This is a genomic window from Aminobacter carboxidus, from assembly GCF_014863355.1.
In the GTDB taxonomy this organism is placed as follows: Bacteria; Pseudomonadota; Alphaproteobacteria; order Rhizobiales; family Rhizobiaceae; genus Aminobacter; species Aminobacter carboxidus.
In genome coordinates this window covers 1,390,321-1,401,636 of sequence record NZ_JACZEP010000001.1, presented here as the reverse complement: position 1 = coordinate 1,401,636, position 11,316 = coordinate 1,390,321, and the positions used below count along the sequence as shown (strand labels likewise).

Sequence of the window (11,316 nt, the reverse complement as noted above, 5' to 3'; positions counted from 1 at the left end):
GACCCTTTCAATCCGACATTCATGACGGCCCATCCATGTCCCGCGAAAAATTCTACATCACGACCGCGATCTCTTATCCGAACGGCAAGCCGCATATCGGCCATGCCTACGAGCTGATCGCCACCGACGCGCTCGCCCGCTTCCAGCGCCATGACGGCAGGGATGTGTTTTTCCTTACCGGCACCGACGAGCACGGCATCAAGATGCTGCAGACGGCCAACCGCGAAGGCATTTCCGCGCGCGAACTGGCTGACCGCAATTCGAATGAATTCAAGAAGATGGCGACGCTTCTGAATGCGTCGAATGACGATTTCATCCGCACCACCGAAGAGCGCCACTACGCCGCCTCCCAGGCGATCTGGAAGGCGATGGCGGAGAAGGGCGACATCTACAAGAGCAGCTATGCCGGCTGGTACTCGGTGCGCGACGAAGCCTATTATGGTGAGGAAGAAACCGAGGTCCGTCCCGACAACATTCGCTACGGCCCACAGGGCACGCCAGTCGAATGGGTCGAGGAAGAGAGCTATTTCTTCCGCCTGTCAGCCTATCAGGACAAGCTGCTGGCGCTGTATGACAACCAGCCCGACTTCATCGGCCCCAACGAGCGACGCAACGAGGTTGCGAGCTTCGTTCGCTCGGGCCTGAAGGACCTGTCGATCTCGCGCACGACCTTTGACTGGGGCGTGCCGGTGCCCGGCGACGACAAACACGTGATGTATGTCTGGGTCGACGCGCTGACCAACTACATCACCGCACTCGGCTATCCCGATACAAGCGCCGAGAAATGGGCCTACTGGCCTGCCGTGCACATCATCGGCAAGGACATCGTGCGCTTCCACGCGGTCTACTGGCCGGCGTTCCTGATGTCCGCCGGCATCGAATTGCCGAAGCGGGTGTTCGGCCACGGCTTCCTGTTCAACCGCGGCGAGAAGATGTCGAAGTCGCTCGGCAATGTGGTCGATCCCTTCACCATGGTCGAGCATTACGGCCTCGACCAGGTGCGCTATTTCCTGCTGCGCGAGGTGCCGTTCGGCCAGGACGGCAGCTACAGCCATGAGGCGATCGTCAACCGCACCAATGCCGACCTCGCCAACGATCTCGGCAACCTGGCGCAGCGTTCGCTGTCAATGATCGCCAAGAACTGCAATGGCATGGTGCCGCAGCGCGGCGAACTGGCTGATGCCGACAAGGCGATCCTCGACCAGGCCGTGGCCGCACTGGCAACGGCGCGCAAGGCGATGGCGGAGCAGGGTATCCATCACGCCCTTACCGCGATCTTCGCCGTTGTTGCCGAGGCCAACCGCTACTTCGCCGCACAGGAGCCCTGGGCGCTGAAGAAGACCGATCCGGCACGTATGGAAACGGTGCTGTGGACCACGGCAGAGGTGATCCGCCGTGTCGGCATCCTGTGCCAGCCATTCATTCCGGCCTCGGCGGCGAAGCTGCTCGACCTGCTTGGCATCACCGACCGGGACTTCGTTCATGTCGATGCCGCGCATGCACTGGTGCCGGGTGCTACTCTGCCGGCTCCCCAGCCGGTGTTCCCACGCTATGTCGAACAGGCGACAGAAAGCTGAGGCCGGCAGAAATGTTGGTCGACAGTCATTGCCATCTCGACTTTCCTGACTTCACTGAGGAGCGCGCTGATATCATCGCGCGCGCCAAGGCGGCAGGGGTCGAGCGCATGGTCACGATCTCGACGCGCGTGAAGCGCTTCGAGCAAATCCTTGCGATTGCTGAGGAATACGACGAAGTCTATTGCTCCGTCGGCACGCATCCGCACAACGCCGCCGAAGAGCTGGACGTCACCACGGCGGATCTGGTCAAGCTGTCAGCGCATCCGAAAGTGGTGGCGATCGGCGAGGCCGGCCTCGACTATTTCTACGACAAGGCGCCGCGTGACGCACAGGCGCAGGGCCTGCGCGTCCATATCGCAGCGTCCCGAGAAACCGGATTGCCGCTGGTCATCCACGCCCGCAACGCCGACGATGACATGGCTGCTATCCTCAGGGACGAAATGGGGAAGGGCGCATTCCCCTTCATCCTGCACTGCTTCTCGTCAGGGGCCGAGCTGGCACGCATCGGCGTCGAGCTTGGCGGCTATGTCTCATTCTCAGGCATTTTGACGTTCAAGAACTCGGCCGAGCTGCGCGAGGTCGCCAAGGATGTGCCGCGTGACCGGCTGCTGGTCGAAACAGATGCGCCGTACCTTGCGCCGCCGCCGCATCGCGGCCAGCGCAACGAACCGGCTTTCGTGGCGCACACCGCTGCCGTGCTTGCCGAAACGATCGGCGTAAGTGCTGCCGAAATCGCCGAGATCACCACGGCCAACTTCTTCCGGCTGTTCACCAAGATGCCGAGGCCAGCCTGACGCCATGGCCGATGTGCTGCGCCTCACCATTCTGGGCTGCGGTTCGTCGCCAGGCACACCGCGCATTACCGGCGACTGGGGTGCTTGTGACCCCGAGAATCCGAGGAACAGGCGCACCCGCGCGGCCGCCATGGTCGAGCGCATTTCCAATAACGGCGTCACGCGCGTCATCATCGACACGGGTCCGGATTTTCGCACCCAGATGCTGACTGCGGGCGTCCGGCACATCGACGCGGTTGTCTACACGCACCCTCACGCCGACCATATCCACGGCATCGACGACCTCAGGGGCTATGTGCTCGAGCGCGGCAGCCTGATCGGCATCCACGCCGACCAGTTCACGCTGGGACGCCTGACGCAGGCCTTCGGCTATTGCATCGAAACGCCGCCGGGAAGCTCGTATCCGCCGATCGTGCGGCCACACATCATCGAGCACGATCAGCCGTTTGTCATAACGGGAGAGGGGGGTGCCCTCACCTTTCTGCCGCTGCCGCAGATCCATGGCGACATCATTTCGCTCGGCTTCCGCGTCGGTCCGCTGGCCTATTGTTCCGATGTCAGCGACTTTCCTGAAGCTACGGCGGCACTGATGACCGGCCTTGAGCTGCTGGTCGTCGACGCGCTGCAGCACAGGCCGCATGTCAGCCATCTGTCGCTGCCGGAAGCCCTGGACTGGATCGACAGGCTGAAACCGATCAAGGCCGTGCTGACGCATATGCATGTGCCGCTGGACTATGCCGCCGTGATGGACGCCACGCCGGCGCATGTCGAACCAGCCTATGACGGCATGATCATCGAAATGTCTTATCCGTCAGACTGATAAGGAAGCTGCTTGATGCAAGTCAGGCGTCAATTCTCGTCTCCGCGGCGCTGACGGGTTTGTGTCGTGTCTTGTGGCCGCCAGCTCGTGCCATGCTGGCTTCAACCGTGCAGATGCCATAGAAGCACAGGCAAATGGGCCGTTGGCCAGCTTGCCGACGGCCAGAGCAGAAGAACTGCAGCCAAACAGCTCTGTGGCACATCGTGCAAGTTCCATAATCTATCTTATGCGACTTATGGGCGTGCTTGCCAGCGGACACAAAACCATGTCCCCTTTGACGCGTCCGAGCCGTAACCGTTGGACGTGCAAGGATGATTGGAGCTTTGTCATGAGCAACGACCGGACCGCGCATTGGGAATCCATCTACCAGACCAAAGCGGCAGATCAGGTCAGTTGGTTCCAGCAGACACCCGAACCGTCGTTGATGCTGCTCGGCCTTGCCGGTGCCACGCCTGACACGGCAATCGTCGACATCGGCGCCGGCGCCTCGCATCTCGTCGACGCATTGATTGGCCAAGGTTTTGTCGACGTCACCGTGCTCGATATCTCGCAGGCAGCACTCGAGGCCGACCGCACGCGTCTCGGAGCGGAAGCAAATCGCATCCGCTGGGTCTGCAGCGACGTGACAGCCTGGCAGCCAAGCCGCAGCTATGACATCTGGCATGACCGCGCTGCGTTCCACTTCCTGACCGACGCTGCCGACCAGGCCGCCTATGCCACGGTCTTGACGCGGGCGCTCAAGCCAGGCGGCCATGCGATCATCGGTACATTCGCGCCTGAAGGGCCTGAGAAATGCAGCGGTCTGCCGATCGTCAGGCACGATGCCGACAGCATCGGCAAGCTGCTAGGCGACGGCTTCGAGTTGGCCGACACGCGCCGTCACGAACACAAGACGCCGTGGGACAGTGTGCAGCTGTTCCAGTTCAGCACGTTACGCAAACGGGGCTGACGACCACCCTACCCGTATATTAGCTGCCTCTGGAGCGCCTGATGTGCTGCATCACGCTGGCGCCGCAACGCGCCTGGCTGCAAGTGTCCTGGCCAACCACATGCCGACAAACATCATCGGCAGGAAGGCATAGGTGCCGGCCGATCCCAGCATGGCTGCCGTCAGTGCCGGCCCTGGGCAAAAACCACCAAGGCCCCAGCCGACGCCGAAAATGGCCGGGCCGATCAAGACCCGGCTATCGATCGCCTTGCTGGCGGGCAGTTGGAACGAGGCGGCAGCGACCGGGTTTTCACGCTTGAGCACAAGTCGGTAGCCGAAAAACGCCGCGATGACGGCTCCGCCCATAACGAAGGCCAACGACGGATCCCAATTGCCGAAAAGATCAAGGAAATTCAATACCTTGGCCGGATCGGACATGCCTGAAACGATGAGGCCGACCCCGAACAGCAGGCCAAGCGCGAGATTGACTGCAAATGACATGGTCAGCTTCCCCACACATGCCGAACGATGAAAACAGTGGTGAAGGCCGTGGTCATGAAGATGAGCGTCGCCGCCAGCGAGCGGACAGACAGCCTGGACAGGCCGCAGACACCGTGGCCGCTTGTGCAGCCATTGCCGTAGACCGAGCCGAATCCGACGAGCAAACCGGCCATCGCCATCAGCGGCAGATTGGATGAAACGGTCTGAAGCACCTCGTTGCCGGTCACCAGCAGATAGATCAGCGGTGCTGCGACCAGGCCAAGAACGAAGCCGAGGCGCGACTGTAAGGCATGATCGCCATAAGGCGGCAACAGGCGGCTGGCGATGCCGCTGATACCGGCAATGCGCCCTTCCCAGGCCATCAGCAGCACGGCCGAGAGGCCGATCAGGATGCCACCTACTGTGGAGGCGATGGACGTGAATTCAGTCATCATTCCTGCTTTCGTTTGGAATTGCCACAGCCTTCGGCGCGCAGAACATGCGGTAGAGCAGCGCAACGATCGCAGCGACCCGCTCGTCTGCAAGGCGATAGAAGACCGACTTCGATTCCTTGCGCCCGGCGATCAATCCGGCGTCGCGCAACTCGGCGATCTGCTGCGACAGGCCCGGCTGGCGGATGCCGAGACTGTCTTCGAGGTTGCGCACCGAACGTTCGCCGTCGACAAGGGCACAGACGATCATCAGACGGTTGGGATTGGCGAGTTTCTTCAGAAGCTCGGATGCTTCCCCTGCCCGTTCAAGCAGTTCAGACAGCGCCCTGTCGGGTTCGAGATTCACGACGTCAACCTTGGTTCGGGAGCACGCCTGTCCGGATCCCACCAGGTCAGGCGCGTGGCTTCACGACACTCACCGCAAACGCGGTAGTTTCAATAGTTACGTATATATGATTGCGTTTTTTTGCAATCGATAATCCGCAGTTGATTAACGCTGTCGAAGCGACTGTGCGACAGTACGTTTGTCACGTCAGAAATTGATCGGTGGTCGAGAATAATCGGCGGACAGATTGCCGAGAGTTAGTCGCCGGGCTGGCCGCGGTTGGCCTTGTTGCGCGCCCAGAACTCAAGCCGTTTCTTGATGTCGCGCTCGAAGCCGCGCTCGTTCGGCGCATAAAACTCCGGACGATTGGAGCCCGCAAGTTCATCCGGCATGAATTCCTGCCCCGAAAACGCATCGGGATAGTCGTGGTCGTAGCGGTAGCCCTCGTGGTAGCCGAGTTCTTTCATCAGCTTTGTCGGCGCGTTGAGGATGTGCTTGGGCGGCGCCAGCGAGCCGGTCTGCTGGGCCAGAGCTATCGCCTGGTTGAAACCCATATAGGAGGCGTTCGACTTTGGCGCCGTCGCCACATAGGTAATCGCCTGGGCCATGAACAGACGCCCTTCCGGCCACCCTACCCGCTCGAATGCCGTCCAGGCTGCAATGACCTGCGGCATCGCCTGCGGATCGGCCATGCCGACGTCTTCGGACGCCGCGCAAGCCAGGCGGCGGAAGATCGTGGCAGGAGATTCGCCGCCGACAACCATGCGCGCTGCCCAGTAGAGCGCTGCCTGCACGTCGCTGCCACGCAGGCTCTTATGGAAGCAGCTGAGCAGGTTGTAGTGCTCCTCCTGTCCCTTGTCGTAGACCGGTGCACGCTTCTGCACCGTTTCGGCAAGGCCGGCGACGTCGAGCACCTCGCCGGAAGGCAGCGCCAGCAACTCCTCGCAGAGGCCGATCAGATAACGTCCGTCGCCATCCGCCATGGTCAAGAGCGCGTCGCGCGCGTCGGCGTCCAGCGGCAGCTTCCTGCCGGCATGCGCTTCCGCGCGCTCGGCGAGGACGGCAAGATCAGGTTTTTCGAAGCGCTTGAGCGTGTAGACCTTGGCACGTGACAGCAGTGCCGCGACCAGGCTGAAGCTCGGATTCTCCGTCGTGGCACCTATCAGGACGATGGTGCCGTCCTCGACATGGGGCAGCAGCGCGTCCTGGGTGGTCCTGTTGAAGCGGTGGAGTTCGTCGACGAACACCACGGTCTGCCGCCCTGCTCCGCTGCGGAGCTGTTTGGCGGCTTCGACGACCTTCCGCAGATCAGCAACGCCGGAGAGGACAGCCGAGAGCTGGACGAAATCGAGGCCGATTTCCCTGGCCACCAGCCGGGCAATCGTCGTCTTGCCGACGCCTGGTGGCCCCCACAGGATGAACGACGAAGCCTTCTTGGACTTGACCATACGCCCGATCGGCCCGTCAGGCCCGAGAATATGGTCCTGCCCGATGACCTCGCTCAGGCTTTGCGGGCGCAATGTCTCGGCCAGCGGGCGCGGAACGACCTCGTCGAAAAGAGAGCTCAAGGAATGGCCCTCCCCGCGATCCAGTTACATGCCGCGACTTTCAGCATCGTGCCGGTGCTCAGTAGCGCAGCATCTGCCGCATGATGCGACCGTCGCGTTCGACGGTGAACCGCCACCAGCGCGTATCCTCCTCGGCAAGCTGCTTCAGCTTTTCGGCGGTGTCGATGGTTTCGCCGTTGAGCTCGCGCACGATGTCACCCGCCTGGAAACCGAAACCTGCAGCAGCCGAGCCGCCATCGACGCCGACGATCACCACACCTTTGGTGTCGGTCGCAACGCGCAGGCGCTGGGCCAGCCGCGGCGACAGCACGGCGACCTTGGCGCCGGCAAACGGGCTGCGGCCGCCCAGCAGGACCTCGTTGGTGCTGGCGCCTTCGGGCGCACGCTCAAGCGCCACCTCGACGGCCTTTTCCTCACCCTTGGTCAGCACCTGCAATGTCGCCTTGCCACCGATCGGCTGGGTTGCCAGGCGATAGTCGAGCGCTTCCATGTGCTCGATCGCGGCACCGTTGAACGACAACACGACGTCGCCAGGCTTGAGGCCCGCGCGTGCCGCCGGACCATTCTCGTCAATCGATGAGATCAGCGCGCCCGAAGGATGTTCCATGCCTAGCGACTCGGCGATCTGTGGAGTTACCGGCTCGAAGGAGGCACCGATGAACGGCCGCTCGAAGAACTCGGCACCGCCCTTGGCGGCTTCGGTGAACGCACGCACCATATTGGAGGGAATGGCGAAGCCGATGCCGATCGAACCGCCGGTGCGACTGAAGATCGCCGTGTTGATGCCGATGAGCTGTCCGCCCATGTTGATCAGCGCACCACCCGAATTGCCCGGATTGATGGCGGCGTCGGTCTGGATGAAGAAGCCAGAGTCGGACACGCCGATATGGGTGCGGGCCAGTGCGGAGACGATGCCGCTGGTCGTGGTCTGGCCGACGCCGAAAGGATTGCCGATGGCGAGCACAAGATCGCCGACCTGCAGCGCATCGGAATCGCCGATGGCGATCGTCGGAAACGGCTTGTCGGCGTCGATCTTCAGCACCGCCAGATCAAGCGTGTCGTCCTTGAGCAGGACCTTGGAGGTGAATTCGCGGCCATCCGAGAGCGCGACCTTCACCTGATCGGCGTCCTGGACGACGTGATTATTGGTGACGACGATGCCGCTTGCATCGACCAGCACCCCGGAACCGAGCGAAGAGCGGTTGCGTGGCGCACCACGACCGAAAAACTGTTCGAAGAACGGGTCGCCTTCAAAAGGCGAACGCGCCTTGACCTGCTTGGAGGCATAGACGTTGACCACCGCAGCGGCCGTATCCTTGACCAGTGGTGCGAACGATAGCTGCATCTCCTCGCGGCCGAAGGGCACGCGACGGTCGGGGCCTGCCGTCGCAGTGCCGTCCTTGCCGCCATTCAGCAGATCGGTCAGCACATCCGACAGGCCGGGATCCTCAGCGGGCTTGGTCGCTTCCTGGGCCGCGACACCACCTGCAACAGCCATCCAGGCGCCCAGCGCAAGCAGCAAATATCGTTTCGCACGCATTGCGAATCCTCCAACGTCTAAGTCGGCGCCATTGTCGTGACGATTGTGCAAATTGAAAGGCTGTATACGCGCGAAAGCGGTTATTTCCGCATAGTTGGCGCGAGATGCGCAAGAACCGCTGCAGCCTTGAGGCAATCGCCCAAAACAAAAGGGGCCACGAGGGCCCCTTCGGTTCAAAACAACGGTGCAGACAGCTTATGCAGCGTCAGCTTCGTTGGCGGCTTCGGCTTCGAGGCGAACGCGATCGCCTGCGCCCTTGGCCGAGGTGTCGCGATCGACGAACTCGATGACAGCCATCGCGGCGTTGTCACCGCGGCGGAAGCCAGCCTTCATGATGCGCAGGTAGCCGCCGTTGCGGGTGGCGTAACGCGGCGCAACGACGTCGAACAGCCGCTTCACGACGTTCTCGTTGCCGATTTGAGCGATCACCTGGCGGCGGGCATGCAGGTCGCCGCGCTTGCCGAGCGTCACCAGCTTCTCGACGATCGGACGCAGGTCCTTTGCCTTTTCGAGCGTGGTCACGATCTGCTCGTGTTCGAGCAGCGAGACGGAGAGGTTGGCGAACATGGACTTGCGGTGGCTTACGCTGCGGGCGAAGCGACGGCCTTTGAAACCGTGGCGCATGACTCTTTTCCTTCTTCATTTGTTCAAGAGGCCACGGCCTCTGATGGTTTTCCGCAAGGCCGTCGGACCGGAATATCCGGTCCTCGGAACCATGCTCGACTAGGTCTTCTTAGTACTGGTCTTCGTATCGCTTGGCGAGGTCTTCGATGTTTTCCGGCGGCCAGTCCTGCACTTCCATACCGAGGTGCAGACCCATCGCGGCCAGAACTTCCTTGATCTCGTTGAGCGACTTGCGGCCAAAATTCGGGGTCCGCAGCATCTCGGCTTCCGTCTTCTGGATCAGGTCGCCGATGTAAACGATGTTGTCGTTCTTGAGGCAGTTGGCCGAACGGACCGAAAGCTCCAGCTCGTCGACCTTCTTGAGCAGCGCCGGGTTGAAGGCGAGCTCGGTAACGGCCTCGGCTGCAACTTCCTTCTGCGGCTCGTCGAAGTTGACGAACAGTGCAAGCTGGTCCTGCAGGATGCGAGCAGCAAATGCCACTGCGTCCTCACCGGTGATCGAACCGTCGGTCTCGATGGTCATGGTCAGCTTGTCGTAGTCCAGAACCTGACCCTCGCGGGTGTTCTCGACCTTGTACGAAACCTTCTTGACCGGGGAGTAGAGGCTGTCGACCGGAATGAGGCCGATCGGAGCGTCTTCAGCACGGTTGCGTTCAGCCGGCACGTAACCCTTGCCGGTGTCGACCGTGAACTCCATACGAATCTCCGCGCCCTCGTCGAGCGTGCAGATGACGTGATCGGGGTTCAGGATCTCGACGTCGCCAACAGTCTGGATGTCGCCGGCGAGCACGGCACCGGGGCCCTGCTTGCGAACGACCATGCGCTTCGGGCCGTCGCCTTCCATGCGGATGGCGATTTCCTTGATGTTGAGCACGATGTCGGTAACGTCCTCACGAACGCCGCCGATGGACGAGAACTCATGCAGCACGCCGTCGATCTGCACGGCAGTGACGGCAGCGCCGCGAAGCGACGACAGCAGCACGCGGCGAAGCGCGTTGCCGAGCGTCAGGCCGAAGCCACGCTCGAGCGGCTCGGCGACGAGCGTGGTCAGCGTCTTCTTCTTGGACGAGAACTCGATCTTGTTTGGCTTGATCAGTTCCTGCCAGTTTTTCTGGATCATATTCGCTTCCTTCCGTAGCCCCGCCACCATCCAATCGTGACGGGCGACCTGGAAACCGCAAACGAGCGCCCAAGGCGCTCGCGCGGGGTGAAATATTAGACGCGGCGCTTCTTGCGCGGGCGGCAGCCGTTGTGCGGGATCGGCGTCACGTCGCGGATCGACGTGATGGTGAAGCCCGCAGCCTGAAGCGCGCGCAGAGCCGACTCGCGACCCGAACCGGGACCGCAAACTTCGACTTCCAGCATACGCATGCCGTGTTCCTGTGCCTTCTTGGCAACGTCTTCAGCAGCCATCTGGGCAGCGAACGGAGTCGACTTACGCGAACCCTTGAAGCCCTGCGCACCAGCCGACGACCAGGCAATCGTGTTGCCCTGTGCATCGGAGATGGTGATCATGGTGTTGTTGAAGGTCGAATTCACGTGGGCAACGCCCGACGAGATGTTCTTACGTTCGCGACGGCGAACGCGGCCGGCTTCCTTAGCCATGGTAGTCCTTTCAGTTGATCTCTTCACCGCCGTAATACCAGCGGCTACACCAGCCTGCGTTTAAGGTGTCAGGCCGAACACCCGCCCATAAAAGGCGAAACCGGCGGGCCGAAACCCGCCGGGAATGAAATTACTTCTTCTTGCCGGCAATTGCCTTGGCCGGACCCTTACGGGTGCGCGCATTGGTATGCGTGCGCTGGCCACGAACCGGAAGCGAACGACGGTGACGCAGGCCGCGGTAGCAGCCGAGGTCCATCAGGCGCTTGATGTTGATCGAAACTTCGCGGCGCAGATCGCCTTCGACCTGATAGTCGCGGTCGATGGTTTCGCGGATCGCCAGAACTTCAGCATCGGTCAACTGGTTGACGCGACGCTCGGCCGGGATGCCGACCTTCTCGACGATCTCAGCTGCGAACTTCTTGCCAATGCCATGAATGTACTGAAGCGCAATCACAACGCGCTTGTTGGTCGGAATATTAACGCCGGCTATACGAGCCATCTCTTCACTCCATTTGGGCCGGACAATGCCGGCGCTTCAAGTTGCCCCGCGTCCGGTGGAGGCCGGCCCATGCGGGTTTTCCGTATCAATATGACTTTGTACCC

Annotated in this window: 13 protein-coding genes; 4 read left to right on the top strand and 9 right to left on the bottom strand. The window is 61.7% G+C overall.

The window, feature by feature from the left end; all coding sequences use genetic code 11:
• Nucleotides 1-35: 35 nt before the first annotated feature.
• The 4 genes from metG (at nt 36) to IHE39_RS06675 (ending at nt 4,140) form a co-directional block, all read left to right on the top strand.
• A complete protein-coding gene (metG, locus tag IHE39_RS06690) occupies nt 36-1,577 on the top strand; it encodes a methionine--tRNA ligase (protein ID WP_192565871.1) in 1,542 nt (513 codons plus the stop codon).
• An 11-nt stretch (nt 1,578-1,588) separates the two neighbouring features.
• Nucleotides 1,589-2,371, top strand: coding sequence for a TatD family hydrolase (locus tag IHE39_RS06685; protein WP_192565870.1), 783 nt, complete (start codon nt 1,589-1,591; stop codon nt 2,369-2,371).
• A 4-nt stretch (nt 2,372-2,375) separates the two neighbouring features.
• Complete coding sequence (locus IHE39_RS06680; RefSeq protein WP_192565869.1) at nt 2,376-3,191, top strand: MBL fold metallo-hydrolase; 816 nt, start codon at nt 2,376-2,378, stop codon at nt 3,189-3,191.
• 328 nt (nt 3,192-3,519) lie between these two features.
• On the top strand, nt 3,520-4,140 hold the full coding sequence (locus IHE39_RS06675) for a class I SAM-dependent methyltransferase (RefSeq protein ID WP_192565868.1): 621 nt from the start codon (nt 3,520-3,522) through the stop codon (nt 4,138-4,140).
• A 51-nt stretch (nt 4,141-4,191) separates the two neighbouring features.
• Here IHE39_RS06675 and IHE39_RS06670 read toward each other — a convergent pair whose 3' ends face one another.
• The 9 genes from IHE39_RS06670 to rpsM form a co-directional block, all read right to left on the bottom strand.
• The gene (locus IHE39_RS06670) at nt 4,192-4,620 is read right to left on the bottom strand and encodes a DUF6691 family protein (protein ID WP_192565867.1); all 429 of its coding nucleotides are present in this window, start codon (nt 4,618-4,620) and stop codon (nt 4,192-4,194) included.
• A 2-nt stretch (nt 4,621-4,622) separates the two neighbouring features.
• Entirely contained in the window at nt 4,623-5,051 is a 429-nt protein-coding gene (locus IHE39_RS06665) for a YeeE/YedE family protein (protein WP_192566068.1), read from the bottom strand.
• Nucleotides 5,044-5,397: an ArsR/SmtB family transcription factor gene (locus tag IHE39_RS06660; RefSeq protein WP_343070062.1), complete on the bottom strand. Its 354-nt coding sequence runs from the start codon at nt 5,395-5,397 to the stop codon at nt 5,044-5,046. The genes IHE39_RS06665 and IHE39_RS06660 overlap by 8 nt, the downstream gene beginning before the upstream one ends.
• 236 nt (nt 5,398-5,633) lie before the next feature.
• Nucleotides 5,634-6,944: a replication-associated recombination protein A gene (locus tag IHE39_RS06655; RefSeq protein ID WP_192565866.1), complete on the bottom strand. Its 1,311-nt coding sequence runs from the start codon at nt 6,942-6,944 to the stop codon at nt 5,634-5,636.
• Between the two features lie 58 nt (nt 6,945-7,002).
• Nucleotides 7,003-8,484, bottom strand: coding sequence for a DegQ family serine endoprotease (locus IHE39_RS06650; RefSeq protein WP_192565865.1), 1,482 nt, complete (start codon nt 8,482-8,484; stop codon nt 7,003-7,005).
• A 195-nt stretch (nt 8,485-8,679) separates the two neighbouring features.
• Nucleotides 8,680-9,108, bottom strand: coding sequence for a 50S ribosomal protein L17 (gene rplQ / locus IHE39_RS06645; protein WP_115732095.1), 429 nt, complete (start codon nt 9,106-9,108; stop codon nt 8,680-8,682).
• 109 nt (nt 9,109-9,217) lie between these two features.
• Nucleotides 9,218-10,228 carry a DNA-directed RNA polymerase subunit alpha gene (locus IHE39_RS06640; protein WP_055976463.1) on the bottom strand — a complete coding sequence of 337 codons (1,011 nt, stop codon included), beginning with the start codon at nt 10,226-10,228 and terminating at the stop codon, nt 9,218-9,220.
• A gap of 95 nt (nt 10,229-10,323) precedes the next feature.
• A complete protein-coding gene (gene rpsK, locus IHE39_RS06635; RefSeq protein WP_184774718.1) occupies nt 10,324-10,713 on the bottom strand; it encodes a 30S ribosomal protein S11 in 390 nt (129 codons plus the stop codon).
• A 130-nt stretch (nt 10,714-10,843) separates the two neighbouring features.
• On the bottom strand, nt 10,844-11,212 hold the full coding sequence (rpsM, locus tag IHE39_RS06630; RefSeq protein WP_115732096.1) for a 30S ribosomal protein S13: 369 nt from the start codon (nt 11,210-11,212) through the stop codon (nt 10,844-10,846).
• Between the last annotated feature and the right edge of the window lie 104 nt (nt 11,213-11,316).

Coding starts and splice junctions, on each gene's coding strand:
- IHE39_RS06670 (WP_192565867.1), bottom strand. CDS start 4,620: ATGTCATTTGCAGTCAATCTCGCGCTTGGCCTGCTGTTCGGGGTCGGC.
- IHE39_RS06640 (WP_055976463.1), bottom strand. CDS start 10,228: ATGATCCAGAAAAACTGGCAGGAACTGATCAAGCCAAACAAGATCGAG.
- metG (WP_192565871.1), top strand. CDS start 36: ATGTCCCGCGAAAAATTCTACATCACGACCGCGATCTCTTATCCGAAC.
- rpsM (WP_115732096.1), bottom strand. CDS start 11,212: ATGGCTCGTATAGCCGGCGTTAATATTCCGACCAACAAGCGCGTTGTG.
- IHE39_RS06675 (WP_192565868.1), top strand. CDS start 3,520: ATGAGCAACGACCGGACCGCGCATTGGGAATCCATCTACCAGACCAAA.
- IHE39_RS06650 (WP_192565865.1), bottom strand. CDS start 8,484: ATGCGTGCGAAACGATATTTGCTGCTTGCGCTGGGCGCCTGGATGGCT.
- IHE39_RS06665 (WP_192566068.1), bottom strand. CDS start 5,051: ATGACTGAATTCACGTCCATCGCCTCCACAGTAGGTGGCATCCTGATC.
- rpsK (WP_184774718.1), bottom strand. CDS start 10,713: ATGGCTAAGGAAGCCGGCCGCGTTCGCCGTCGCGAACGTAAGAACATC.
- IHE39_RS06685 (WP_192565870.1), top strand. CDS start 1,589: ATGTTGGTCGACAGTCATTGCCATCTCGACTTTCCTGACTTCACTGAG.
- IHE39_RS06680 (WP_192565869.1), top strand. CDS start 2,376: ATGGCCGATGTGCTGCGCCTCACCATTCTGGGCTGCGGTTCGTCGCCA.
- rplQ (WP_115732095.1), bottom strand. CDS start 9,108: ATGCGCCACGGTTTCAAAGGCCGTCGCTTCGCCCGCAGCGTAAGCCAC.